This is a genomic window from Frateuria sp. sgz306004 (assembly GCF_057750885.1).
Genome location: NZ_JBYLFE010000001.1, coordinates 385,488 through 409,570 on the forward strand (window position 1 = coordinate 385,488; position 24,083 = coordinate 409,570).

Genomic DNA, 24,083 nt, shown 5'->3' on the forward strand with positions numbered 1-24,083 from the left:
GCTGTGTCTAATCGAACGCTTCACTCACGAGGTGGATGACATGAAGAGGCCATCGATCTGTTGTCCTAACACGGAGGCCGCGTGCGCCTCGCCACCGGCGGCGCGATGATGATGCGATCTCACGCACATTCATGGGCCACATTCCATGGCATCGATACACGCGCGTTTGATACGAAATGCACAGCAATCGTATGGAAGTCCGAACGTGTGGCGTTGCGAACGTATGCGAACAACACCTTCACGCCGGGTTCGCTCCCGGGTGGTTTACGCTTGCGCGCCGTCGACCGCCCGAGGGAGCGTTTCATGTCCGCCGAGATCAACCACAATCCCCGCGCCCATCGTTTCGAAGTGAAGGTGGACGGCGTGCCTTGCGTGCTGGACTACACGCTCGACAACGGCATCATGACGATCACCCATACCATCGTGCCTTCCGCCGTCGGCGGACGCGGCATCGCATCCCATCTGGTGAAGACCGCGCTGGATATGGCGCGTGCGGAGCATTGGAAGGTAGATCCGGCGTGCAGTTATTCCGAAATCTGGATGAATCGGCACCCCGAATACGCCGATTTGCACGTTTAACTGCCGAATGGCCTGCCAGGAAACCCATGCGCGCCTGGTAATCAGGCTCTAAGATGCTCTGGGCCCGATGTCGGGCGATGAGAGAGCGGGCCTTCATGACGTGTTTTCAGTCCTTCGCCGGAGCCGTGGCATGAGCGCGCCGCCTGACAAGTCGCCGGTGGCACGCGGCAGCGTTCGGCATTGGATTCCGTTTCGCAACCTACGCGCGCGGCCGCGATTGGCGGCTTCGGCCATCGTATTCGTACTGGTGGGCGTGGGTCTGTGGCAGGGCCTTGGCGTGAAGCCCGCCAAGGCATTGCTACTGGCATTCGACCTGGGCGCGCTGATTTATCTGTGCGCGCTGGCCTGGTTGTTCAACCAAACCACGACACCCGAGTTGATGCAAAGCCAGGCGCGCAAGCAGGATACAGGGCGCTGGGGCGTGTTGTGGACTGGGCTCGCGCTGACCGGGGTGGTGGCGTTGGCGCTCACCACGGAGCTGGGGGCGGCCAAGGGCGGTGGTGCGCAGGCGTTGCTCATCGCCGCGGGCAGCATCGTGCTGTCGTGGCTGTTCCTCAACATTATGTTCGCCATGCACTACGCGCACGGCTTCTACGGCGACTTCGGCAAAAAGCACGAGGGGCTGGAGTTTCCGGGAACCAAACAGCCCGATTACTGGGACTTCGCGTATTTCGCCATTGTCATTGGCATGACGTTTCAAGTATCCGACGTGCAGATCACCAGTCGCTACCTGCGCCGCGTGGCTTTGCTGCACAGCGTGATCGCATTTTTCTTCAACGTGTTCATCATCGCCATCAGTGTGAACATCGCGGCTGGCCTGGCGGGCTGACGCTTGCACCGTCCCGGTCTTGGCCGGGACAGTGCGTGAGGTGAATCAGTCGCGGAAGTTGTCGAATTGCAGCGGCAGTTCCACGTCGGCCTTGCGCAGCACCGCCATGGCGAGCTGCAGGTCGTCGCGTTTCTTGCCGGTAACGCGCAGCTTGTCGCCGTTGATCTGCGCCTCGACCTTGAGCTTGGCCTCTTTCAGCGAGGCCACCAGCTTCTTGGCGATGGTCTGCTCGATGCCTTGCTTCACCGTGATCTTCTGGCGCGCGCCGCCCAGGTTGGTTTCCGGGTCGGACACGTCGAGAGCGCGCACATCGATCTTTCGCGAGATCAGGCGGGCACGCAGGATGTCCAGCATCTGCTGGAGCTGGAACTCGCTGGGTGCGCTCTGGGTGATCACGAACTTGTCCAGTTCGAACTGGGCGTCGGTGCCCTTGAAGTCGAAGCGGCTGGTCAATTCGCGGTTGGCCTGGTCGACGGCGTTGGTGAGCTCGTGCTTGTCGACTTCGGAAACTACGTCAAAGGAGGGCATGGGCGCGGTCCAAAAGGGGTGAAAAGCCGATTTTAAGCGATACAGGCGTCATCTGGCGGATAATGGCGGGGTTGGGCGTAAGGAGCAGGTCATGACGGTGGTGCGCGCGTGAAAGTGGATGTATTGATCATCGGTGCCGGTGCCGCCGGGCTGATGTGCGCCATCACGGCCGGGCAGCGCGGCCGCCGGGTGCTGGTGGTGGATCACGCCAACAAGGTGGGCAAGAAGATCCTCATGTCCGGTGGCGGGCGCTGCAATTTCACCAATATGGGCGTAACGCCTGGCTGCTACCTGTCCGCCAACCCGCATTTCGCCAAGTCGGCGCTGGCGCGCTACACCCCGTGGGATTTCATCGCGCTGGTGGAAAAACACCGCATCGCCTATCACGAGAAAGAGCTGGGCCAGCTCTTTTGCGATGAATCCTCCAAGTTGATCGTGCGCATGTTGCTGGATGAGTGCGCCGCCGCTGGCGTGCGTATCGAAACCAGCTGCGGCGTGGAGCGCGTGCGCAAGACGGAGGAGGGCTTCAGCGTGCTCACCGCGCATGGCGAGGTGCATGCGCAATCGCTGGTGGTTGCCTCCGGCGGCCTGTCCATTCCCAGCATGGGCGCGACCGGTTTTGGTTATGAACTGGCCCGGCAATTCGGGCACGCGGTGCTACCCACGCGGGCAGGCCTGGTGCCGCTGACACTGAGTGGCAAGCACCAGGAGCGTTACCAGGATCTGTCCGGTGTGGCCTTGCCGGTGGCCGAGGCGCGCGTGGGCAAGCGCAGTTTCCGCGCGGGCATGTTGTTCACCCATCGCGGTATCAGTGGACCCTCGATCCTGCAGATTTCCTCGTATTGGCAGCCGGGTGATGATCTGCGCATCGATCTGCTGCCGGAACTCGACGCCGCCGACTGGTTGATCCAGCAGCGCGGCGCGCGGCCGGCGGCCGAACTGAAGAACGTGCTTGCCGACGTGTTGCCGCGCCGACTCGCTCAGCGATTGTGCGAGCTGTGGTTCGAAAGCCGCCCCATGCGTCAGTACCGGGAGGCGGAGCTGCAGAACATCGGCGCGCAATTGCACGATTGGCCCATGGTGGCGAGTGGCACCGAGGGTTACCGCACAGCCGAAGTGACGCTGGGTGGCGTGGATACCGATGGTTTGTCCTCCACCACGATGCAGTCCAAGCATGTGCCGGGCTTGTTCTTTGTGGGGGAGTTGGTGGACGTTACCGGCTGGCTGGGCGGTTATAACTTCCAGTGGGCCTGGGCTTCCGGGCATGCGGCAGGCGAAGTGGCGTAGCGCATTTCGCATGCGCTGAACGCGCAGCATGTTCCACTGACTGCTTCTTCGATCTGGAGGCAGCACGAATGAAAGTCGGCTTTATCGGCCTGGGCGCCATGGGCAGCGCCATGGCCAGCAACCTGATCAAGGCTGGGCACGAAGTGACGGTGTGGAACCGTTCGCCCGGCGCTACCGAGCCGCTGGTGTCGCTGGGCGCCAAGGCCGTACGCAGCGCCGATCGCGCGGCGCAGGGCGACGTGCTGTTCAGCATGCTCGCCAATGACCAGGCCGTGCGCGACATTTTCTTCGCGGGTGGCCTGCTCGATGGCATGGACAAGGGCAGCATCCACGTGAACCACGCCACGATCTCCCTGGCGCTGGCACGCGAGTTGGCCGATGCCCATGCGCAGCGCGGGTTGGAGTATGTGGCGGCCCCTGTGTTTGGCCGCCCTGACGTGGCCGCGGCAGGCAAGCTCAACATTCTCGCCGCGGGCAAACCGGCGATCATCGAGCGAGTGCGCCCGCTGTTGGACGCCATGGGCAGTCGCGTGTGGCCGTTGGGCGAAGCCCCCGAACGCGCCAACGTGGTGAAGATCGCCGGCAACTTCATGCTGGGCGCGGCCATCGAAAGCATGGCGGAAGCATCGGCGCTGGCTCGCGCGCATGGCGTGAGCGCGGCCGACTTTCTGGAGGTCATGACCAGCACGCTGTTCGCGGCGCCGGCCTATCAGGGCTACGGCAAGCTGATCGCCGAGCAGCGCTACACCCCAGCGGGGTTTGCGCTGCCCCTGGGCTACAAGGATATCGGCCTCGCGCTGGCCGCCGCCGATGCGTCGCGCGTTCCATTGCCGCTGGCCGGATTGCTGCGCGACAACCTGCTGGAAGCGCTCTCGGCCGGTGATGACGACGTGGATTGGGCGATCCTCGCGCAAGTGGCTGCGCGGCGGGCGCACCTGGACGAACGAGGCCTTTGAGCCTTAGCGCGCCTGACGTCGGCGCGTGAGCCAACGATCCAACTGGTTGGCGAATGCTTGCTTGTCGCGTGGATGGAAAGCGGCGGGGCCGCCGGTGTCCACGCCGGCGCCGCGCAGCTCGTCCATGAAATTGCGCATGCTCAGGCGCTGCGAGATGGTGTCGGTGGTATAGAGCTCGCCGCGCGGATGCATGGCGAGCGCGCCCTTGGCGATCACGGCCGACGCCAGCGGAATATCCTGCGTCACCACCAGATCGTCCGCACCAACGCGCTGGACGATCTCGTTGTCGGCCACATCAAAGCCACCCGGCACCTGGATGGCCCGCACGAAGCGGGAGGCCGGCGTGCGCAGCCATTGATTGGCCACCAGGGTGACCTGCACCTGCTCGCGTTCGGCGGCGCGAAACAGGACTTCCTTGATGGCGACCGGACAGGCGTCGGCATCGACCCAGATTTGCGCCTCGGCGTTCACGCCGCGCCGTCCCAGTGCAGGATGCCGTCGATGATGGTGTTGGTGTGACCGCCGATCCACACCGTGTCGCCTTCGATACGCACGCTGAGGCTGGCGTCGTGCCCGATCTCGCGTCCCTGGCTCACCGTGTAGCCGCTGGCCAGCGGGCCATGAGGCTCGGCATGGGCGATATAGGCGGCGATCAGGCCGTTGGCGGCGCCGGAGGCGGGATCTTCGACAATGCCCACGCCCGCGGGCAGTGCACGCACGACCAACTGGTAATCGGGGTGCGTGCTGCGCGCGAATACGCACAGGCCCAGGCTATCGGTGTCGCGCGCGAGCGCGCCGATGGCGGCGTGATCGGGTTTCCAGCGTCGCAGGCTTTCTTCGTCCGCGCATTCGGCCAGCCACCAATGACGGCCACCTGCCACATACGCCGGCGGCAGCGTGCCCAGGCCAATGCCGGCGAGGGCAGGGGAAAGCAGCGGGTGAGCGTCGAGGCCGGTTTTTTCCACCGTGGCATGCGGTGACTTCAATAGCAGGCGCTGCGCAGGGCCTTCGCCTTCCAGGCGGATGGGCAGCACGCCGGCGCCGCACTCCTGCCACAGCAGGCCGTCGACGGGTTTGGCCAGGCCGCACAGCAACACCGCATGGGCGCTACCAATGGTGGGATGGCCGGCAAAGGGAATTTCCTTGTGCGGCGTGAAGATGCGCACGCGGTAGCTGGCACCCGGCTGGGTGGGCGGCAGCAGGAACGTGGTTTCGACCAGATTGGTCCAGCGAGCAAAAGCTTGCATGCGGGCGTCGCTCCAGCCGGTGGCGTCGGTGACGACGCCCAGGTGGTTGCCGCCGCCCGGGGTGGCGGCAAAGACGTCCAGATGCAGGTAACGAATCGACATGGGAGGGATCGGACAGGCGTGGGGGAAGACGCGTGAAGCGGCGAATGATAGTGCGGATCGGCGGCCCGTGGGGCCCGGTGTAGTCGACAAGTGGGCGATTCGCCGCCAAGATGCGGATTCTTTGTCTTAATTTGGCTGTACGGATACCCGCATGATCACCCTGATCATCATCGCCATTACCTCTGTCGTGTCGTTCATGGCGTTCAAAAATGCCCGCCTGATGAACGATCTCATCCTGTGGCCGCCGGCCATTGCCCGCAACCGCGAGTATCACCGCCTGGTGACCTACGGGGTGGTGCACGCGGATTTCGGCCACCTGTTGTTCAACATGATCACGCTGTTCTTCTTCGGGCGGGTGATGGAAGGCTTCTACACGGCGCGACTGGGCACGCTGGGCTTTGCGTTGTTCTACATCGCGGCGCTGGTGGTCTCGATCCTGCCGACCTACCTGAAGAACCGGAACAACAGCAGTTACCGTAGCCTGGGTGCGTCCGGTGCGGTATCGGCGGTGCTGTTCTCGTTCATTCTGCTGGCGCCGTGGACACGCATCGTGGTGTTCATCTTGCCGATGCCGGCGATCATCTACGCCGTGCTGTATCTGGGTTACTCGATCTATATGGACAGGCGCGGGCAGGACAACGTCAACCATAGTGCGCACCTGTGGGGCGCGGCATTCGGCGTGGCGTTCACCCTGCTGATGCGCCCGGAAGTGTTGTCGCACTTCCTCAACCAGTTGGCGCAGCCGCGGTTCTAACGCGAATTCATGCGTAACGGTGGCGCGTTGCTCACCGGATATACATCTTTGCGGTGTTAATGCTCGTGCTGCCCAACGAGCAGGGCGTTGGGCATTCTCGACTACCGCAGGAGAGACGCATGGCTACGACGCGTAAAACGGCGACGAAGCGAACCAGCACCCGCAAAGCCGCTACCCCGAAGACCACCACCCGCAAGGCTCCGCCCAAGACCCCAGCTCGCAAGCGCGCGACCGCCAAGGCGGCGCGCAAGTCCAGCACGCGCAAAGTCGCCAGCAAGAAGGCGACCGGCCGCAAGACAGCGAGCCAACGCGTATCGACCCGGAAGGGGGCCAGCAAGAAGACGACCGCACGCAAGCCTGCTACGCGCAAGACGGTGGCCAAGCGCGCCACCGTTCGCAAGACAACGGCCGCCAAGAAGGCGGTGAGCAAAAAGGGAGCGGCCAAGAAGGTGGTCGCCAGGAAGACGGTGGCGAAAAAGGTGGTAGCCAAAAAGGCAGTCGCCAAGAAGGCAGTCGCCAAGAAGGTCGTTGCCAAGAAGCTGGCGACGAAGAAGGCCGTGACTAAGAAAGCGCCGCCCAGGAAGGCTCCCGAGCGATCCGCCCTGGTCAACCGCTCCGCCAGCTCGCCGCCTACGGCCAAGCGAGCCTCGGCCAAGCGCCCCCCCGCGCCTCGCAAGCAGGCAATGCAGCGGATCACCCCGCAAGAGGCCGTGGCCCATATCCAGGCGCTGCTGGAAGCCAAGCAAGAGCGCGTGCGCCAAGGGCCGCATTGGCCTGGTGCAACCTCGGCACCGGCCAGCGATCTGGCTGATCAGGGCATCTACGATCAGGGTGCGCAGGGCGGCGTGCTGCTCCACATTCGGCAACCACCTGAACGAGGCGGCGCCGGCGACTGACAAGTCGCTGCAACCACAGGGCATCGCTGGCGAGCACGCGGTTCGCGGTCACGCTCGCAAGCCAGTTTACGATCCTTCCGTATGCATACGGCGGAAGGATCGTAAGTGGCTGTAAGCGCCTGCTCGCGATCTCCAGGTAGCCCGCGCCGGGAGCAGTTTTGGCGCAGATCCAGGAAGAACGAGGGCGTGTACGTCCGTACACAGCCGAGTAATGACGCGAAGCTGCGGGCAAGCCGCCCCGGCCCCAAGGGTTGCACCGGTGTGCCCACCAGGAACCGGTGCGCGGCTTGACCTGACGGCCAGTCAGGCGCTTCGCCACGCCCCGCTCACTGGCCGGGCACACCCAAGCAAGGCGGCCGCGTGGAGATCGTGAGCAGGCTCTGAGCCATTCAGTGCGCACTTAGCGCGAGAGGACTAGCGTGTAGCCATCCCCTCCCAGAGGTTACGGTCATGAAACGCATGTTCGCCGGCCTTGCCTTGGTGGCCGCCACCGCGGCGCTGTCCGGTTGTTATTACTACCCGGATTACAGCTACGTCCGCCCAGTTGCCACAACGGGTGGCGACGCTTACTACGGCTCGGGCGTGACCTACGACAGTGGCTACTATGCGGCGCCAGGTTATTACTACCCGGGCTACTACGGTTATTACGGTTGTTGCTATGCGCCTTCTGTGAGTATCGGTATTGGCGGCGTGTGGTATGGCGGTTCGCGCTATTACGGTCACGGCGGCCACTACTACAGTGGCGGACGCGGCTGGGGCGGTCGCGGCGGCTGGAATGGCGGACATGGTGGCTGGAGCGGCGGGCATGGCAGTTCGAGTGGTGGCCACAGCAATTGGAGCGGCCACGGCCACTGAACTGGAGGCACAATGGCGGCATGAGGTTGAGCGCTTTCGGGCCGTTTACCAGAATCGTTCCCAGACCCATCGCCGTGGCGGCGGTGGGTCTGTTGCTTTCGGGGTGCCATACGCTGGGCTACTACGCGCACGTGGCATCTGGCCAAGGGCAATTGGTCGTGCATCGCCGGGACGTGAACGCCGTGGTGGCCGATCCATCGACAGATGCGGCCTTGAAGAAGCGCTTGGAACTTGCCCAGGAAGCCCGGCGCTTTGCCTCGGTGCAATTGGGTTTACCGGATAACCGCAGCTACACCAGTTACGTGCAGCTCAATCGCCCATACGTGGTGTGGAACGTGTTCGCTACACCGGCGTACTCCGTGGCACCGATTCAGCATTGCTTCCCGTTCGCCGGTTGTGTGGCTTATCGCGGCTATTTCTCCAACGACAAGGCCAAGGCCGAAGCCGCGCGGCTGGAGGCAGCCGGTGACGATGTCTACGTGGGTGGCGTGCCCGCGTATTCCACACTGGGCTGGTTCGCTGACTCCATCCTCAGCAGCATGATGCGCTGGGACGACGATGAGCTCGCCAGCACGATTTTTCATGAGCTCGCCCATCAGTTGATCTACGTAAAGGACGACACCGCCTTCAACGAGTCGTTCGCCAGCTTTGTGCAGGAGGAGGGGCTCAAGGAGTGGCGCCGCTCCCAGGGTCTGCCGCCACCAGACCGGCAAGCCAGCGACATGGCCGAAGGATTCACGCGATTGGTGCTGGATTTGCGCGAACGCCTCAAGACGCTCTACGCCAGCGGCGTCGACGCGCAAGCCATGGCGGCCGGCAAACGGCGCGAGATCGACCAGTTTCGCGATCGTTATGCCCAGTGGCGTGACCGACAATGGCCCAAGGATCATCGCTATGACGCGTGGGTGGCGGGGCCCATCAACAACGCGCGCCTATTGCCGTTTGGCCTTTACGATCGCTGGACGCCGGCATTCGCCGTGATGTTCAAGGAGGCTGAAGGTCAGTGGCCTGCCTTCTATGCCAGCGTGCGCGAGCTGGCACGATTGCCGCCCGCCCAGCGTGAGCAAGCGTTGCAGCGCTATTTGCCGGCAGCGCCCTCGGCCTGAGGCGGAGCGATCTTGCGTCCGGCCATGTGACGCAGGTACGCGAGCAGCGCATCGAGATCGGCTTCGGTAAGTGCCTCCTTGCCGAAGCCTGGCATGCGCGCCTGCGGCCAGCGCCGTAAGGACTGCGGGTCGCGGATATAGGCGCGCAATAGATCGTCTCGCAGGTATTCGGTGGGGTTGTGGGGAATGTTGAGATCCGGCCCCAGTCGCGCATCTCCCTGGCCGTTGAGCGTATGGCAGGCGAAGCACGTGCGCTGGAAGACCGCAAAGCCCCGGTTGATCTCACTGTCTCCCGCCGGCGTGCCCGGGCGGATGGCAGGAAAGCGTTCCGCCACCGGCGCCAGTCGGCGAATGGAGGCGAGCTGGAACGGCCATTGCTCGGGGCTCACTTTCATCGCCGCGGGGTCGACCCACACCAGGTAGAACGGCCCGGCACCCAGTTTGCCTTGGCCCAGCGAAGGCCAGGGTTTGCCGGGCTCCTCGATAGCCAACCAGGCCTGCGAGCCGTGGGAGTGGAGCAGTAGCGAAGCGGGTATTTCCGCCGCGAAGCCATCGGCCGCCACGAACAGCAGGGCGTCGTCGTTCCCTACGCCATTCAACAGCGCTTTCAATGGGATAGCGCGATAGCGCATCGTCCGGTGATAGGACACATCGTCCGGAATCTCGATGCTGCGCGCATCCTTGCGCTGCAATAGCTCCGCTGTGTTCAGACTCTGAACGCCGTGGCCGAGGTCCAGGCTGAGTTCGGCGGCGGGAGCGGGCAGGGCGAGGCCCAGCAAGCACAAGGCCAGCAGGCGCGACAGCAGCGACATGGGCGTTCCTCGGACGGTGGGGCGCTGATTGTAGAGGTAGCGGCCGGAGGCGCCAGCTTGCCAAAAGCTGAACGAAATCGGACGAGTCCTTGAACTCGTAGGCATGGGACCACACTAAGTCATCGTATCGCCGTGACGGCGACAAGAAGTGGGGTAGCTGTATCGCTCCACTGAGGGGTCGGTCCTTTTCCCCTCTTTGTTTTGAGACCGGCCTGACAAAACCCCGCTAGCCCCTCCCCTGGCTACCGGGGTTTTTATTTGCCTACGTTTTGGAGAGAAAGGACGCTCGCGCGCGAGGCACGATGGCGGGGATAATTCCCTTACCCGTCCCCGTAGCGCCGCCAGGCGCATGAGCGATACATGATCGTCACCTCGCTGCTCGACACCGATCTCTACAAGTTCTCGATGATGCAGGTAGTGCTGCATCACTACCCGGCCGCGCAGGTGGAATACAAGTTCAAGTGCCGCAACCCGGGTGTGAACCTGGTGCCCTATATCGAGGAAATCCGGGCTGAGTTGCAGGCGCTGTGCACGTTGCGTTTCAGCGAAGACGAGTTGGCCTATCTGCGTACCTGGCGCTTTATCAAGAGCGACTTCGTGGATTTCCTTGGGCTGTTTCAGCTCAACGCCAAGTATGTGGAGATCTTTCCCGTACAGGAGGGCCCGGGGGAAATCGAGATACGCATACGCGGCCCATGGCTGCACACCATTCTGTTCGAAGTGCCGCTGCTGGCGATCGTCAACGAGGTGTATTTTCGCAACACGCAGCCCGGGCTGGATCTGGCCGAAGGGCGACGTCGATTGCGCGAGAAGATTTCGCTATTGCGCGACACCGAGGGGTATCAGGAGTGCCGCATTGCCGATTACGGCACGCGTCGTCGCTTCTCGCGCGCCTGGCACGAAGAGGTGGTGACCACGTTGCGCGACGGCCTGGGCCACCAGCTGGCAGGCACCAGCAACGTATGGCTGGCATGGAAGCTGGGCCTGACCCCGCTGGGTACGCTAGCTCATGAGTACCTGCAGGCCCATCAGGCCCTGGGGCCGCGTTTGCGCGACTCGCAGGTGGCGGCGCTGGAGGCATGGGCGCGCGAATACCGCGGCGACCTGGGTATTGCGCTGTCTGACGTGTACGGGCTGAGCGCCTTCCTGCGCGACTTCGACATGTACTTCTGCAAGCTGTTCGACGGCACCCGTCACGACTCGGGCGATCCGTTCGCCTGGGGCGAGCGCGTGTTGGCGCATTACAGCGCCAATCGCGTGGACCCTCGCACCAAGGTGTTGGTGTTCAGCGACGGCCTGAGCATTCCCAAGGTGATGAGCCTTTACCAGCACTTCCACGGTCGCTGTCAGTTGGCTTTTGGCGTGGGCACCAACCTCACCAACGACGTAGGCCCCGAGCCGTTGCAGATCGTGATCAAGATGGTTCGCTGCAATGGGCAGCCAGTGGCGAAGATCAGCGATACACCGGGCAAGAATATGTGCGAGGACAGCGCGTACGTTACGTATCTGCGCCAGGTATTCGAGATTCCGGCGGAGCCGGAGTTGGTGTGATGCAGCGGGCCGCGCGGTGCATCTCAGTTAGAGGCTTGTTGTGGTAGGACGGGCTCGGGCGCCAAAGGTCGTCTGCAGGCCGATTCGCTGAGTGTTGCCGCAAGCGCACCGTTACGCCGAAACGAGCCCTGGCGGAGAAGGCTTAAAGCATAAAAAACGCCGCCCTCTAGCGACGGGCGGCGTCATGAACATTCAGGTGTTGCGTCGAGCGCAGCCTTCAGAACGCCGGCAGCACCGCGCCCTGGTATTTCTGCTCGATGAAGGCCTTGATCTCAGGGCTAGTCAGCGCCTTGGCCAACTTCTGGATGCGCGGATCGTCCTTGTTGTCCGGGCGCGCGACGAGGTAATTCACATACGGTGAATCCTTGTCTTCGATCAACAGCGCGTCCTTGGTCGGGTTGAGGCCGGCGGCAAGCGCGTAGTTGGTGTTGATCAGGGCGAGGTCCACCTCATCCAGCGTACGCGGCAACATGGCCGCCTCCAGCTCGCGGAACTTGAGCTGCTTGGGGTTGGCAGTGATGTCCTTGAGGGTCGACAGCTCGTTGCTCGGGTCCTTCAGGGTGATCAGGCCGTGCTTGGCCAGCAGCAGCAGCGCGCGGCTGTTGTTGCTGGGGTCGTTGGGCAGGGTCACCGAGGCGCCGTCGGGCAGCTGGTCAATGGATTTGATCTTGTGCGAATAGGCGCCGAACGGCTCGATGTGCACGCCGGTGACGATGGTGAGGTTGGTGCCGCGTTCGCGGTTGAACGCATCCAGGTAGGGCTTGGTCTGGAAGTAGTTGGCGTCCACCGACTTCTCCAGCACCTGCACGTTGGGCTGCACGTAGTCGGCGAAAACCTTGATCTCCAGGTCCACGCCTTCCTTGGCCAGGATCGGCTTGACCTGCTTGAGGATCTCCGCGTGCGGCACGGCCGTCGCGGCCACCACCAGCTTCTGGCTGGCCGCGTCGCCGCCCTCATGGGACGAAGAGCAGCCTGCCAGCAGGAGCAGGGCGGAAAGAATGGCAATGAGCTTATTCATCTTCGTCATATGGCACGGTTGATGCGGCGCACAAGAATAGCCGTCCATACCGCTGGATGCAAAACGCCCCGTTCAGCGTTGGCTATAGCGCGCCACGATGCGGTCGCCGAGCATTTGCAGCAGTTGCACCAGCACAATCAGCAACACCACGGTCACCAGCATGTAGTCCGACTTGTAGCTCAGGTAGCCGTAACGATAGGCGAGGTCGCCCAAACCGCCCGCGCCGATGGCGCCACCCATGGCGGTATAGCCCACCAGGGCAATGGCGGTGACGGTGATGCCGGCAATCAGGCCCGCCCGTGCTTCGGGCAGCAGAACATGGCGCACGATCTGCCAGGTGCTGGCGCCCATGGCCTGACTGGCTTCGATCACGCCGCGCTGCACTTCACGCAGAGCGGTTTCCACCAGGCGAGCAAAGAACGGCGCCGCGCCGATCACCAGCGGTGGAATCGCGCCGCGGATGCCCAGCTTGGTGCCCACCAGCACGTAGGTGAGTGGCATCAACACGATCATCAGGATGATGAAGGGGATGGAACGCAGGATGTTTACCACCAGCGACAGCGCGGCGTACAGCTTGGGCATGGGGCGCAACTGGCCTTTGCCGGTGAGATAGAGCAACACGCCCAGCGGCAGGCCCAGTGCCACGGTGAGCAGCAACGAGCCGCCCAGCATCAGCAGCGTGTCGATGCAGGCCTGGCCGATTTCGCTCCAGTCGTCGATGTTGGGAAACAGGCTTTGCAGAGGGGCGAGCGTCACGGACGATTCTCCGGCGAGGGTGCAGCGACTTCTTCGATTTCGATGCCGGCCTGGCGCAGGCTGGCGAGGGCTTCGTCCACGCGTTCGCCTTGCATGGCGAGAGTCAGCTGGCCGTAGGGCAGATCCTTGATGCGATCGATGCGGCCGGCGAGGATGTTGAAGTCCACCCCGGTTTCGCGCGCCACCCGGCCCAGCGCGGGCGTCCAGGTGGCTTCGCCGCGGAACGACAAGCGCAGGATGCGGCCCGGCACATGCGCGTAGGGCGCCTGTTCGCCGGCGGCCTCTTCCGGCAAGGCTTCGTTGACGAAACGTCGCGTGGTGGCATGGCGCGGATGCAAAAACACGTCGGCGACCGGGCCGGTTTCCACGATGCGTCCGGCATCGAGCACCGCCACGCGATCGCACACGCGGCGCACCACGTCCATCTCGTGCGTAATCAGCACGATGGTGAGCTTGAGTTCGCGGTTGATCTCGGCCAACAACTCCAGCACGGAGGCAGTCGTTTGCGGATCCAGGGCACTGGTGGCTTCGTCACAGAGCAGGATCGACGGGTGATTGGCCAGTGCACGCGCAATACCTACGCGTTGCTTTTGGCCACCCGAGAGCTGCGAGGGGTATTTGTCCGCATGCGCGGTCAGACCCACTCGCGCGAGCAATTCATTCACGCGTTGGCGGATCGCATCTGCGTTACTTTCGCCAGCCAGTCGCAGCGGAAAGGCCACGTTTTCGGCCACGGTCTGCGAGGCCAGCAAGTTGAAGTGCTGGAAGATCATGCCGATGCGCTGGCGTTGCTTGCGTAGTTCGGCTTCGCTCAGCGCGGTCATGTCCACATCGTCGATCAGGATGCGTCCGCCGGAGGGGCGTTCGAGCAGGTTGATCAGACGTATAAGTGTCGATTTGCCGGCACCCGAATGGCCGATGATGCCGAACACTTCGCCATCAGCGATGTCCAGGCTGAAGGGTTGCAGCGCGGGAACCTCCCGGCCGTCGACGCGGTAGGATTTGTGGACATCCTGGAATCGGATCACGGGGTACCTTCGGGGAACCGGGGAGGCGCGGGCCTCGGGGAGCGGCTGCCGGCGGGGCCGGCTCGCGGCAAAGCATAAGGCATGTGCCTGCCGGGGTCTTCCCTGGGCCGTGTCTCGCCTCACCGCTGGGTAGGGCATACACTCCTGGCTCTTTGCGAGGGACGCCCCCATGACAACCGTTTACGACTTTTCCGTCCGCGATATCGATGGCAACGAACGCTCGCTGGGCGATTACCGTGGCAAGGCCCTGTTGATCGTGAACGTGGCCTCCAAGTGCGGCTTCACCCCGCAGTACACGGGCCTGGAAGCGTTGTGGCGCGCCGAGCGGGAGCAGGGGCTGGTCGTGCTGGGTTTTCCCTGCGACCAGTTCGGCCACCAGGAGCCGGGCGACGAGGCGGAAATTCGCCAGTTCTGCGCCACCACGTATGACGTGAGCTTCCCCATGTTCGCCAAGATCGAGGTGAACGGCGATGGTGCGCACCCGCTCTACCAATGGCTCAAGCGCGAAGGCAAGGGCATCCTGGGCACCGAGGGCATCAAGTGGAACTTCACCAAGTTCCTGGTGGATCGCGACGGGCAGGTGGTGAAGCGTTATGCCCCGACCGATACGCCCGAAAAGATCGCCAAGGACATCAAGGCTCAATTGGCCGGGTGAGTGGCCGCCACCGGACCTGAGGCGCTGGTGCTCGTGCGGCTGCGCGAGCCCGCGAGCAAGACAGCGATGGTGTCTACGTCGCGCGTGGCGCTGGGAGCGCCAGGCGGCGGTGCATAGTTGTTGAGCATGACGGCGAACGCCAACCGCTCGCCGTCGCCGCTGGTCACATAACCGGCCAGGCAGTGCACAAAACTCATGCTGCCGGTTTTGGCATGTACGTTGTTTTCCGCGGGCGTGTTCCGCATGCGCCCGAGCAAGGTGCCGTCCACTCCAGCGACAGGCAACGCATTCGCTACCGTGGCCGCGTAAGGTTGGCTTGCCAGATAGGCCAGCAGGCGTGCCATGGCGTTCGGCGTGGCCAGGTTGCGGCGCGACAGGCCCGAACCTTCTTCAATCAGGCTGGCCGTGGAGGCAACGCCGATTTGATCGAGCAGCTGACGCATGGCGCGGATGCCCCAGCGTTCGCTGGTGATGAAACCACTGGCGCCGTCGCGTTGTTCGCTGTCGGTCTGGGCTTTGACGCCGGCCAGCAGCAAAAGATTCTGCAGGTATAGATTCTGCGAGCGCTTGAGCCCGCGCGAAACGATGTCGCCCAGCGGCGGCGAAAGCACCTGAGCTAGCGTGCGTGGTTGGCCTTGCAGGGCGGCATCGCGTTGAGGCCAGCGCAGCGATACCAGTTTGCCGTCCAGTTGGATGCCGTGCCGCGCCAGGGCCGCACGCAGCAGATTACCGGCGTACAGGGCCGGGTTGGGCAACGCGAGCTTGAAGGTTTGCGCCTGCGAACGGGCGGCAATGGTGCCGAAGGCGTACAGCACGTTGTCGCCAGGGGCTCGATAGAGGTTCACGTCGTTGCGGGTGCGCGTGGTGCCGGTAACGATCTCATTGGTCAGCTGGGGGCCGGCGGTGGCGGGAATCACGCTTAACTCGGCCGGCATGCCTGGCGTGCTCGCCGGGCTCACGGTGAGCTCCACTTGGTTCTCGCCGACGCTCAGCGCGCTCGTGGGTACGGCAAACCAGCTTTGCAGGTCGATGGCCTCCCAGCCGCTACCCATGGCGGGGCTCGCAAAATAGGTGGCATCAGCGATCAGGTCGCCGCGGACATGGCGCAGCCCCTGGGCGGCCAACTGCTCCGCCAATTGATCGGGCCATGCTTGCGTGGCGGCATCCACGCCCAGGGTGGGGTCGCCCATGCCGTAGAGGATCAACGGACCGTCGAGCCGACCGCTTCGGATCTCGCCCTGGGCGAGCACCCGCGTGGGAATGCGGTAATCGGGCCCCAGCTCGTTCAATACCACCGCGGCCGTGAACAGCTTGGCCGTCGAGGCCGGTTGGAAAAGCTGGTCGGCACGATGCGCGTAGATGGTGCGCCCGGTATCCAGCGATATGACCGAAATGCCCCAGTCGGCGCCGGCAAAGCGCGGCTCGGCGATCAGGCTGTCGATCTGGTCGGCCAGCGAGGCGTTGGCGTTGGTGGGGCGGCTCGTGGCTTGAGGGGCGGCCGCCAGCGTCGGGGCCAGCGATGCCAGCACCATGCCCAAAAGCAGGCCAGGGCGGTGGAAAAACGGGCGAAGCTGCGCGTGCATGGAGCAAGTATCGCCAATCGGTGACCATCCCGCCTAGCCGACGTTGGTCAGCCCCGTCTGTTACCCTTGGCCCTTCGCGCCGCTAGGCGCGGTCCTTTTTTGCCAATTAGAGAACATCATGCAGATCGCACAGAATTCCGTCGTCGCCTTCCACTACACGCTGACCGACGACCAGGGTCAGGTCATCGACAGCTCGCAGGGCCGTGAGCCGCTGGTGTACCTGCAGGGCGTGGGCCAGATCGTGCCGGGTCTGGAGAAGGCGATGGTGGGTCGTGAGGTCGGTGACCAGTTCAAGGTCGATGTGGCGCCGGAAGAAGGTTATGGCGTGCATCATGCGGAGCTCATGCAGGAAGTGCCGCGCGAGGCTTTCCAGGGCGTGGAAGACATCCAGCCCGGCATGCAGTTCCAGGGCCGTGGCCCGCAGGGCGTGATCAACGTCACCGTGACCAAGGTCGAGGATGGCAAGGTGCACATCGACGGCAACCACCCGCTTGCCGGCAAGACCCTGCACTTCGACATCGAAGTGACCGAAGTGCGCGAAGCCAGCGAGGAAGAACTCTCGCACGGTCACGTGCACGGCGAAGGTGGTCATCACCACTAAGCGTTCGTGGCGCGCCAGCTCGCTGAGCGGCGCGCCCATCGCATGCCGGGCGGTCGTGTTCTATCCGGCCGACCGGTCCCGTTCGACAAGGAGAAGTCATGCGGGAACGCTTGCGGGTCGCCGTCGTGGGTTACGGCGTCGCCGGCCAGGCGACGTGCCTGTTGTTGAGTGCGGCCGGGCATGCGCTCTCGGTCTTTGAGCAGGCTGCGTCTCCCGGGCCAGTAGGGGCCGGTTTCCTCTTGCAGCCAACGGGCTTGAGCGTGCTCGCCCGGCTTGGCCTGCACGAACAGGCCCTGGTCTATGGCCAGCGCATCGAACAATTGTATGGGTGCACACCCGCTGGTCGCGCCGTGATGGATATGCGTTACGCGGACCATGCACCGGGGTGCTTCGGCCTGGGCATGACGCGAGGCGGTCTTTTTTCACTGCTGCACCGGGCCTACGTCGAGCGCGAAGCGATCCACACGGGCACGCGCATCGAGCGCATCACCGAGGACGGCTGTCACCTCATCGACGCCAATGGCCAGTCGTACGGCCCCTTCGACCTGATCGTCGCCGCCGATGGCGCACATTCGGCGCTGCGCAGCCAGCCCGGACTGACCCGGCGCGAAACGCTGTATCCATGGGGTGCCATGTGGTGCCTATTGCCCGCGGAGCAGTGGGCTCACCCGCAAGTGCTGCATCAACGTTACGCGGGCACGCGCGAAATGATCGGGTTACTGCCGGTCGGTCGCCGTGACGACAGCGATGCGCGATGGCTCACCTTCTACTACAGCCTTCCGGGCGACCAGGTGGATGCGTTCGATCAGGCGGCGCTGGCGCGTTTGCACGACCGCGTTGCGCGGCTATGGCCGGAGGCTGCGGTGGTCCTGGCGCAGGTCGATACGCCATCGCGCCTGCATCGTGCCCGCTACCGTGACGTGGTGCTGCACCAGCCTTCGCACGGACGCGTGGTTTACCTGGGGGATGCCGCGCATGCGATGAGTCCCCAGCTGGGGCAGGGCGTGAACATGGCCTTGCTCGACGCCCAGGCCTTGGCGGACGCGCTGGCGAGCGCGGTCGACGTGCCGGCGGCACTGCACGGCTATATGCGAGAGCGGCGCCGCCATATCGGCATCTATCAGCGACTGAGTCGCTGGCTCACACCTTTCTTCCAGTCGGAGCGGGACATGCTGGTGCCGCTGCGGGATCGCTTCTTCGGCCCGATGGGCCGCATGCGACTCACGCGTGGACACATGCTGCGTATCCTCACCGGCACCAAAACCACTTGGTGGTAGTGTCGTGGCGCGGGCCATGCGGAGATCGTGAACAGGCTCTTAGTACCAATCGAGTAACGACACGCCAAGGCCCAGGTAGGTGGCGTTGTGGTTGTAGTCGATCATGCTCTCGCCATAACCCTTGAAGAGCTCCATGTAGCCACGCAGATTGCCGGCGATAGGGAACGCCCAGGTGAACTGCGCGGCGCCGCGACTCTGGCTACCGCTACGCAGCGAGTGGCGCAGCATCAGACCAAACTCCTGGCCTTGCCATTCGCGCACGATCTGAAGATCGGCACGGCCCATGTAGTTGCTGATGTCGGGGTTGTTGTCGTCCTTGCCGCCTTCGGGCACGCGCCACCATGGTCGCAGCATTACTGTCCAGTCGTCGCGCTCGAAGCCGACATAGCCCATCACGCGATTCCAACTGCGTGAAAGCGGGTTGGATCGTCCGTTGGATTCGTGGTTAAACGCCACACCCAGTAATCGCCCATTCCAGCCCGCCACCTGATAGTTGGTGTTGAACACGAAGATGGCCTCGGGCTCATAGTTGGTTTCGCGGAAGGGGCGCGATATTTCTTTGTTGTAGACCTGCCATCGCGAGGACTGGGTATAGGCGACCCACAGGTCGCCGGCGTCGCCGAAGATGCCTTGCCATATCTTGGTTTTCAGGCTGAGTTGGAATTTGCCCTCAATGTTGTCCAGCTCTTGCGGTGTTTGCACGCGATTGAGCGGATTGGGGCTGAACGGCTGGCTATTCTGATTGCTGGTGGCAAACACCGGCATGATGGTGATGGGTTTGTAGCCACGCAGGTTATAGGTGCCCAGCTTGGTTTCCGGCGACAGCTCCCAGCGACTATCCAGCAGGGACATGGCCTTCACGGGGGCTGTATCGTTCCGCGTCGTATCGGCCTGAGCAGTCTTTGTTTGTTCGTGGCCGAAAACGCTGTTGGCTGGCGTGCCGGAGGTCGAGGCCGTCGCATCGGCCTTCTTATGGGCAGCTGGCAATTGATCGCGACCCGTGGCGCGGTCATAGCAGGCCAGGCGCTGCGCATCGGTTTCGATGGCGGTGCAAGCGCGAATGTCCATGGGGCTGGGGTTTTGCGCGTGAGCGGTCAGCGAACTCAGGGCAAACAGCGTGGCCGCGGGCAGGGTCGGTCGCATGATCGGGCTCCATTCCTTGTCGTGCACAACGTGCCGGAGTAGGGCCGGCGACAAAGGGACAGTATGCGGGAGTCCGTGCTTTTTCGTGCAACCAAGCGGGCCGCCTCAAGGCGGCCCGCTTGCGATGGACCTGATCGGCTTACTTCTTGTTGACCCAGGCCTCGTACTGAGTCCGGGTGATATGGCCGGTATGACCTTTGTCGACGTAACTGAAGTCATTGGCCAGCAAAGGATAGGCAGATGCCTGCTCCTCGGTGATGTAACGACTGCCGCCGGAGAGCTGCTCGAAACTCGGTGCCGGGCCTGCGTTCACCGGTGGCACGACCGAGTTGATCGTTACCTGACCCTGCGCGGTGTTGAACTGCGCGCTGCCTTGGGTGCCGGCGTTAGCGGGCATCGGTGCCGGTGGTGGCATGGGTGCTGCGGGAGCCGCAGGTGCCGGCGGTGGAGGCGGCGGCATCGTCGTCTGATCCTGAGCCATCAGGGAGCCGGCCAGCATCAACGAGCCGGCGGTCATGAGGACGAGAAGGGGGGTACGTGATTTCATCGTCGTTTCTCCATGCCAGAATGCTTGGCTTGTGGACGGGTGCGCGGTGAAACATGGGGAAGCACATCTCGTGCTGCACACGTTGTTTCGCGCCGACACCAACGCTAGCAAAAGGTGGCTAAATGGCGGATCAATATGGGCATGGCGGGCACGTGAAAGCATCGTTATCGTTGTCGAATCCTTCATCCACACCAGCGATGCGTTTGAGCCTGGTCCAGGCGCAACGCCTTCATCTGGCTGCCCAAGGCCTGTTGCGCAAGCCCAGGGCACGCGCGCGCGAAACGGACGTGATCGACACCATCACGCGCATGCGCTTGTTGCAGATCGATAGCATTCACGTCGTTGCGCGTAGCCCATATCTGGTATTGCACTCACGTATCGGCGACTACGCATCCGAATGGCTCGAAGAAGCGCTGCATCATGGACGCATCGCCGAATGCTGGGCGCATGAAGCGTGCTTCGTGCCCGCCGCCGATTTTCCCTTGCATCGCGCCTGGGCGCGTCAGCGTGGCATGCATTGGGCGCACAAGCATGCGGTGCGCATGCATGCGGAGCATCGCGAAAGCATGGATGGCCTGCTCAAGCGAATTCGCGAGCAAGGCGCTTTGCGCGCGGCCGATTTCGAGAGCGAACAGCGCAGCGCGGGCGGTTGGTGGTCATGGAAGCCGGAGAAGCGTTGGCTGGAGGCCTGGTTCGCCCTGGGGGACTTGATGGTGACGCGACGCGAGCGCTTCCAGCGTGTCTATGATTTGGCCGAGCGCGTGCTGGCCAAGCTCGATCCACCGATGGAAAGCACATCCGTACCCGAGACGCACGACGGCTTGCGCGAGCGTTTCATTCTCGACAGCGTGCGTGCGCTGGGGGTGACTCAGGCGCGCTGGATCGCCGACTACTATCGACTCAAACCTGGCGTGACCGATCAGGAGCTGGCGCCCTGGGTGGCAACGGGCGAGCTGATCCTCGTAGAAGTTGCCGGCTGGGACTCGCCCGCCTACGTACACCGGGATCATGCCCCACTGTTGGCACAAGCCGCTCAGGGGCGCCTGCGCGCCACGCATACCGCATTGCTGTCGCCGTTCGATCCAGTGGTGTGGGACCGCGCGCGTGCGCGAGCCATGTTCGATTTCGAGTACACCATCGAGTGCTACGTGCCAGAGGCAAAGCGGCGCTATGGCTATTACGTGCTGCCCATCCTGCATCGCGGGCGGCTGATCGGACGCCTCGACGCCAAGGCACATCGTCGCCATGGGGTATTCGAGATCAAGGCGCTGTTCCTCGAAGAGGGTGTAGAGCCGGTGCCGTCGATGCTGCAGGAACTGGCCGATGCCGTGGAGGCAACGGCGCGCTGGCATGGCACGCCATCGGTACGCCTCGTGCGCAGCCGCCCGACGAACGTGGCGGCTGCGCTACGTGCGCTGTGGCGCCGGTCCGCGGCCTCAGCGTGAACTGGACGAGCCGGTGCTCGCGGGGCTGGTCGGGCCGCACGACTTGCCGTGCAGTGCATCCTTGAGCTGCTGCGCCAACGAGGTGCAGCGGGCCCCCAGTTCCGGACGGACCGCAGGATTCTGCGAGTCGCGAAGCAGGCTTTCCCGCATTTCCTGGTAATGAGCAGGAATCTGGTCCTGCGCGTAAATACCCGCCGCCCGGTGACAGGCCATATAGCTGGACAGGTAGTCGTCGCAGGCGGGAATGCCAGTGTTATCCGGCAACGCCTTGAGATTGGCCGGGCTCGTAGCCGGGGTTTTGGCTTTCGTCGTCCCGCTGGTGGCCGCTGTCGTGGTCGCCGTACTGGCGGGACGGCTGGGGGTGGTCTTGCTGGGTGTGCTGGAGCAACCCGCAACGCTGATGCCGCCCGCGAGCAGGGCCAGCAGAATGAGGTAGTGACGATGCGTGGTCATAAGGGCTCCTTGGTTAAATCGGTCGTATGGGATGGGCGTCGCCCAGAATCCCAACGCTAAAGAGACGCATGTAAGGAGAACACCGGATGAAAATCAAACGAAAAGCCCTTCACGCCAGTTTCCATTCATTCAGCTTTGCACGAGGACTAAATTCGCCTTGAGCCCATTCACAGGCTATGATGGTCATACTGTGTTTGCCGGGGTCACCAGAGTTTCGTGACCCGATGCCGCCTGATCTCGATCTAGCCTCATCGCCTCACCCCTAGGGTTTCCTTGCACACCAGTAAGTCGTCCCGCGCACGTTGCGTGGGTCGAGTCTGTTCAATCCTACGGAGTGATTTCCATGTCTGATCGTCAGATCGGTACCGTCAAGTGGTTCAACGATGCCAAGGGTTTCGGCTTCATTAGCCGTGACAATGGCCCGGACGTGTTCGTGCATTTCCGCGCGATCCAGGGCAATGGCTTCAAGAGCCTGCAGGAAGGCCAGAAGGTCTCCTTCAAGGTTGTGCAGGGTCAGAAGGGCCTGCAGGCCGACGAAGTGATCCCGCAGTAAAAAGCGTTTTCAATAACGCAATTAGAAAGGCCGGGCAGTAATGCCTGGCCTTTTTGTTTTTGGACTAAAAAGTGCAAATGTCGTTGAAATGTGAAAATGATTAAGCACATTCACTTGCATTAAAGAAATCCGTTATGCTGGATTCACTGTGGTTGCTCGGTCACGTGCGTGCCCGGTGCGCGACTCGGAAGGGTCCACATCGCTTCAGCCGATCCCTGCATGCCCAGTAAGCCGTCGGCCAAAGGGGAGGTCGACTTGTCTCAGTATCGAGCAGATCGGAGTGAGTCATGTCGGATCGTGAAGTTGGCACTGTCAAATGGTTCAACGACGCCAAGGGTTTCGGCTTCATCAGTCGTGAAAGTGGCCCGGACGTCTTTGTGCATTTTCGGGCAATCAGCGGCTCGGGGTTCCGCAGCCTGAAGGAAGGTCAAAAGGTGAGCTTCAAGGTCGTGCAGGGTCAGAAAGGCCTGCAGGCCGATGAAGTCACTCCTGCGTAACGCGAGCCGTTTTCGGGCGAAAGAAAAGGCCGGCGCAAGCCGGCCTTTTTTTATGGGCGGGCTTTTTCATCGCACGGTGATTGGTTAGCCTGCGATGCTGATCCCTCTGTCCATGCGGCTGCTCGTGTCGATCGAAAACGATGTACCTCTTCCCTCCGTGGAAGCGCTGCGCGCGACCGCCACCGACGGTGCTGCCGCCGAGGTGCTGTTGCAGCGCCCTGCGGGCGAGTCCCTCGACGTGCTGTACTGGCTGCCTGCGCTCGGTGTGTCGGCACGGCAATACCTTCCCTTGGCTCAAGCGCTGGCACGCCGCGGTGTGACGGTGGCCATTCACGAGTGGCGCGGCATCGGTTCGAGTGACCGTCGCGCAAGCCGTCGTGAGGACTGGGGCTATCGCGAAGTGCTGCAATGGGACCTGCCCGCCGGGCTGCATGCCGTGCAGGCCAGCGTGCCTCGCGCGCGCTACTGGCTTGGAGGGCACAGCCTCGGCGCACAGATGGCGTCGCTGTACGCCGGCCTGCACACCCATGACGTAGCAGGCTTGCTGGTTGTGGCCAGCGGATCGCCGTACTGGCGCCGCTTCCGGTATGGGAGCCTGATTTGGCTGGCCTATGTGATCGCGCCTTGGCTGGCGCAGGCGGTGGGTTACTTACCCGGACGGCGCATCGGTTTCGGTGGCAACGAGGCCCGCCGCTTGATCGCCGACTGGGCGCGCAGCGGTCGCACTGGACGCTACGCCGCTACCGGCATGGCCGATGATCTGGAGCAGGGGCTGGGCACGGTGCGCGCGCCACTGCTGGCCCTGCGCCTTGCCGATGACTGGCTGGGCCCCGAGGCATCGCTGGCGTGGCTGCTCGGCAAGATGCCACTCGCAGACGTACAGGCGCAGTTGATTACATCCGCTGATCTGGAGGGGCGCGCCGCCGATCACTTCGGCTGGATGAAGGCTCCAGGACCTCTCGCGGGACGCATCGCTGCCTGGTTGTCCGACGTTTCGCCCGTTGAGGTGACTTGAAGAGTGGCCC

27 protein-coding genes are annotated in these 24,083 nt (G+C 63.3%); 16 read left to right on the forward strand and 11 right to left on the reverse strand.

Features of this window, described 5'->3' with window-relative positions; translation table 11 throughout:
* Positions 1 to 81: 81 nt before the first annotated feature.
* Both AC3G2C_RS01830 and AC3G2C_RS01835 read left to right on the forward strand, forming a co-directional pair.
* On the forward strand, positions 82 to 579 hold the full coding sequence (locus AC3G2C_RS01830) for a GNAT family N-acetyltransferase (RefSeq protein WP_488382899.1): 498 nt from the start codon (positions 82 to 84) through the stop codon (positions 577 to 579).
* 130 nt (positions 580 to 709) lie between these two features.
* Positions 710 to 1,408 (forward strand): DUF1345 domain-containing protein, encoded by a 699-nt coding sequence (locus AC3G2C_RS01835; RefSeq protein ID WP_488382900.1) that lies wholly within the window; start codon positions 710 to 712, stop codon positions 1,406 to 1,408.
* A 45-nt stretch (positions 1,409 to 1,453) separates the two neighbouring features.
* Here AC3G2C_RS01835 and AC3G2C_RS01840 read toward each other — a convergent pair whose 3' ends face one another.
* On the reverse strand, positions 1,454 to 1,936 hold the full coding sequence (locus AC3G2C_RS01840) for a YajQ family cyclic di-GMP-binding protein (protein WP_488382901.1): 483 nt from the start codon (positions 1,934 to 1,936) through the stop codon (positions 1,454 to 1,456).
* Positions 1,937 to 2,044: 108 nt separating this feature from the next.
* Here AC3G2C_RS01840 and AC3G2C_RS01845 point away from each other — a divergent pair, with 108 nt between their 5' ends.
* Positions 2,045 to 3,223 (forward strand): BaiN/RdsA family NAD(P)/FAD-dependent oxidoreductase, encoded by a 1,179-nt coding sequence (locus AC3G2C_RS01845; protein WP_488382902.1) that lies wholly within the window; start codon positions 2,045 to 2,047, stop codon positions 3,221 to 3,223.
* Between the two features lie 53 nt (positions 3,224 to 3,276).
* Positions 3,277 to 4,179 (forward strand): NAD(P)-dependent oxidoreductase, encoded by a 903-nt coding sequence (locus AC3G2C_RS01850; RefSeq protein WP_488383212.1) that lies wholly within the window; start codon positions 3,277 to 3,279, stop codon positions 4,177 to 4,179.
* A 3-nt stretch (positions 4,180 to 4,182) separates the two neighbouring features.
* On the opposite strand, the gene AC3G2C_RS01855 is transcribed toward AC3G2C_RS01850, so the two are convergent.
* On the reverse strand, positions 4,183 to 4,650 hold the full coding sequence (locus AC3G2C_RS01855; RefSeq protein ID WP_488382903.1) for a YaiI/YqxD family protein: 468 nt from the start codon (positions 4,648 to 4,650) through the stop codon (positions 4,183 to 4,185).
* Positions 4,647 to 5,528 carry a PhzF family phenazine biosynthesis protein gene (locus AC3G2C_RS01860; protein WP_488382904.1) on the reverse strand — a complete coding sequence of 294 codons (882 nt, stop codon included), beginning with the start codon at positions 5,526 to 5,528 and terminating at the stop codon, positions 4,647 to 4,649. Before AC3G2C_RS01860 ends, AC3G2C_RS01855 begins: the two co-directional genes overlap by 4 nt.
* Before the next feature lie 151 nt (positions 5,529 to 5,679).
* On the opposite strand from AC3G2C_RS01860, the gene AC3G2C_RS01865 reads away from it, so the two are divergent.
* The 4 genes from AC3G2C_RS01865 to AC3G2C_RS01880 all read left to right on the forward strand — a co-directional run bounded on the left by AC3G2C_RS01865 (position 5,680) and on the right by AC3G2C_RS01880 (position 9,139).
* On the forward strand, positions 5,680 to 6,282 hold the full coding sequence (locus AC3G2C_RS01865; RefSeq protein ID WP_488382905.1) for a rhomboid family intramembrane serine protease: 603 nt from the start codon (positions 5,680 to 5,682) through the stop codon (positions 6,280 to 6,282).
* Positions 6,283 to 6,401: 119 nt separating this feature from the next.
* On the forward strand, positions 6,402 to 7,178 hold the full coding sequence (locus tag AC3G2C_RS01870; RefSeq protein WP_488382906.1) for a histone H1-like repetitive region-containing protein: 777 nt from the start codon (positions 6,402 to 6,404) through the stop codon (positions 7,176 to 7,178).
* Positions 7,179 to 7,628: 450 nt separating this feature from the next.
* Positions 7,629 to 8,033, forward strand: a complete 405-nt coding sequence (locus tag AC3G2C_RS01875) for a hypothetical protein (RefSeq protein ID WP_488382907.1) — start codon at positions 7,629 to 7,631, stop codon at positions 8,031 to 8,033.
* 83 nt (positions 8,034 to 8,116) lie between these two features.
* Positions 8,117 to 9,139 (forward strand): aminopeptidase, encoded by a 1,023-nt coding sequence (locus tag AC3G2C_RS01880; RefSeq protein WP_488382908.1) that lies wholly within the window; start codon positions 8,117 to 8,119, stop codon positions 9,137 to 9,139.
* On the opposite strand, the gene AC3G2C_RS01885 is transcribed toward AC3G2C_RS01880, so the two are convergent.
* Positions 9,112 to 9,951, reverse strand: a complete 840-nt coding sequence (locus AC3G2C_RS01885) for a c-type cytochrome (protein ID WP_488382909.1) — start codon at positions 9,949 to 9,951, stop codon at positions 9,112 to 9,114. The genes AC3G2C_RS01880 and AC3G2C_RS01885 overlap by 28 nt on opposite strands.
* 360 nt (positions 9,952 to 10,311) lie before the next feature.
* Between AC3G2C_RS01885 and pncB the strand changes: the two genes are divergently transcribed.
* Positions 10,312 to 11,502: a nicotinate phosphoribosyltransferase gene (gene pncB / locus AC3G2C_RS01890; protein WP_488382910.1), complete on the forward strand. Its 1,191-nt coding sequence runs from the start codon at positions 10,312 to 10,314 to the stop codon at positions 11,500 to 11,502.
* A 217-nt stretch (positions 11,503 to 11,719) separates the two neighbouring features.
* Here the strand turns inward: pncB and AC3G2C_RS01895 are convergent, their stop codons facing one another.
* From AC3G2C_RS01895 to AC3G2C_RS01905, 3 genes are all read right to left on the reverse strand, one after another.
* The gene (locus AC3G2C_RS01895; protein ID WP_488382911.1) at positions 11,720 to 12,520 is read right to left on the reverse strand and encodes a MetQ/NlpA family ABC transporter substrate-binding protein; all 801 of its coding nucleotides are present in this window, start codon (positions 12,518 to 12,520) and stop codon (positions 11,720 to 11,722) included.
* 72 nt (positions 12,521 to 12,592) lie between these two features.
* Positions 12,593 to 13,276: a methionine ABC transporter permease gene (locus AC3G2C_RS01900; protein WP_488382912.1), complete on the reverse strand. Its 684-nt coding sequence runs from the start codon at positions 13,274 to 13,276 to the stop codon at positions 12,593 to 12,595.
* Positions 13,273 to 14,304 carry a methionine ABC transporter ATP-binding protein gene (locus AC3G2C_RS01905; protein WP_488382913.1) on the reverse strand — a complete coding sequence of 344 codons (1,032 nt, stop codon included), beginning with the start codon at positions 14,302 to 14,304 and terminating at the stop codon, positions 13,273 to 13,275. The genes AC3G2C_RS01900 and AC3G2C_RS01905 overlap by 4 nt, the downstream gene beginning before the upstream one ends.
* Positions 14,305 to 14,473: 169 nt before the next feature.
* On the opposite strand from AC3G2C_RS01905, the gene AC3G2C_RS01910 reads away from it, so the two are divergent.
* A complete protein-coding gene (locus AC3G2C_RS01910) occupies positions 14,474 to 14,959 on the forward strand; it encodes a glutathione peroxidase (RefSeq protein ID WP_488382914.1) in 486 nt (161 codons plus the stop codon).
* Here AC3G2C_RS01910 and dacB read toward each other — a convergent pair.
* Positions 14,944 to 16,542, reverse strand: a complete 1,599-nt coding sequence (gene dacB / locus AC3G2C_RS01915; protein ID WP_488382915.1) for a D-alanyl-D-alanine carboxypeptidase/D-alanyl-D-alanine endopeptidase — start codon at positions 16,540 to 16,542, stop codon at positions 14,944 to 14,946. The genes AC3G2C_RS01910 and dacB overlap by 16 nt on opposite strands.
* Before the next feature lie 118 nt (positions 16,543 to 16,660).
* Between dacB and AC3G2C_RS01920 the strand changes: the two genes are divergently transcribed.
* Together AC3G2C_RS01920 and AC3G2C_RS01925 are read left to right on the forward strand one after the other, a co-directional pair.
* Positions 16,661 to 17,143 (forward strand): FKBP-type peptidyl-prolyl cis-trans isomerase, encoded by a 483-nt coding sequence (locus AC3G2C_RS01920; RefSeq protein WP_488382916.1) that lies wholly within the window; start codon positions 16,661 to 16,663, stop codon positions 17,141 to 17,143.
* A 98-nt stretch (positions 17,144 to 17,241) separates the two neighbouring features.
* Positions 17,242 to 18,420: an FAD-dependent oxidoreductase gene (locus AC3G2C_RS01925; protein ID WP_488382917.1), complete on the forward strand. Its 1,179-nt coding sequence runs from the start codon at positions 17,242 to 17,244 to the stop codon at positions 18,418 to 18,420.
* 39 nt (positions 18,421 to 18,459) lie between these two features.
* Here the strand turns inward: AC3G2C_RS01925 and AC3G2C_RS01930 are convergent, their stop codons facing one another.
* The gene (locus tag AC3G2C_RS01930) at positions 18,460 to 19,563 is read right to left on the reverse strand and encodes a phospholipase A (RefSeq protein WP_488382918.1); all 1,104 of its coding nucleotides are present in this window, start codon (positions 19,561 to 19,563) and stop codon (positions 18,460 to 18,462) included.
* Positions 19,564 to 19,702: 139 nt separating this feature from the next.
* Positions 19,703 to 20,110 (reverse strand): hypothetical protein, encoded by a 408-nt coding sequence (locus AC3G2C_RS01935; RefSeq protein ID WP_488382919.1) that lies wholly within the window; start codon positions 20,108 to 20,110, stop codon positions 19,703 to 19,705.
* Positions 20,111 to 20,307: 197 nt separating this feature from the next.
* Here AC3G2C_RS01935 and AC3G2C_RS01940 point away from each other — a divergent pair, with 197 nt between their 5' ends.
* Positions 20,308 to 21,555, forward strand: a complete 1,248-nt coding sequence (locus tag AC3G2C_RS01940) for a winged helix-turn-helix domain-containing protein (RefSeq protein WP_488382920.1) — start codon at positions 20,308 to 20,310, stop codon at positions 21,553 to 21,555.
* Here the strand turns inward: AC3G2C_RS01940 and AC3G2C_RS01945 are convergent.
* The gene (locus AC3G2C_RS01945) at positions 21,547 to 22,008 is read right to left on the reverse strand and encodes a hypothetical protein (protein WP_488382921.1); all 462 of its coding nucleotides are present in this window, start codon (positions 22,006 to 22,008) and stop codon (positions 21,547 to 21,549) included. The two genes, AC3G2C_RS01940 and AC3G2C_RS01945, sit on opposite strands and share 9 nt — an antisense overlap.
* A 343-nt stretch (positions 22,009 to 22,351) precedes the next feature.
* Here AC3G2C_RS01945 and AC3G2C_RS01950 point away from each other — a divergent pair, with 343 nt between their 5' ends.
* The 3 genes from AC3G2C_RS01950 (at position 22,352) to AC3G2C_RS01960 (ending at position 24,073) form a co-directional block, all read left to right on the forward strand.
* The gene (locus AC3G2C_RS01950) at positions 22,352 to 22,561 is read left to right on the forward strand and encodes a cold-shock protein (RefSeq protein ID WP_038616297.1); all 210 of its coding nucleotides are present in this window, start codon (positions 22,352 to 22,354) and stop codon (positions 22,559 to 22,561) included.
* 287 nt (positions 22,562 to 22,848) lie between these two features.
* On the forward strand, positions 22,849 to 23,058 hold the full coding sequence (locus tag AC3G2C_RS01955) for a cold-shock protein (RefSeq protein WP_114239386.1): 210 nt from the start codon (positions 22,849 to 22,851) through the stop codon (positions 23,056 to 23,058).
* Positions 23,059 to 23,170: 112 nt separating this feature from the next.
* Positions 23,171 to 24,073: an alpha/beta hydrolase family protein gene (locus tag AC3G2C_RS01960; RefSeq protein ID WP_488383213.1), complete on the forward strand. Its 903-nt coding sequence runs from the start codon at positions 23,171 to 23,173 to the stop codon at positions 24,071 to 24,073.
* Positions 24,074 to 24,083 lie beyond the last annotated feature (10 nt).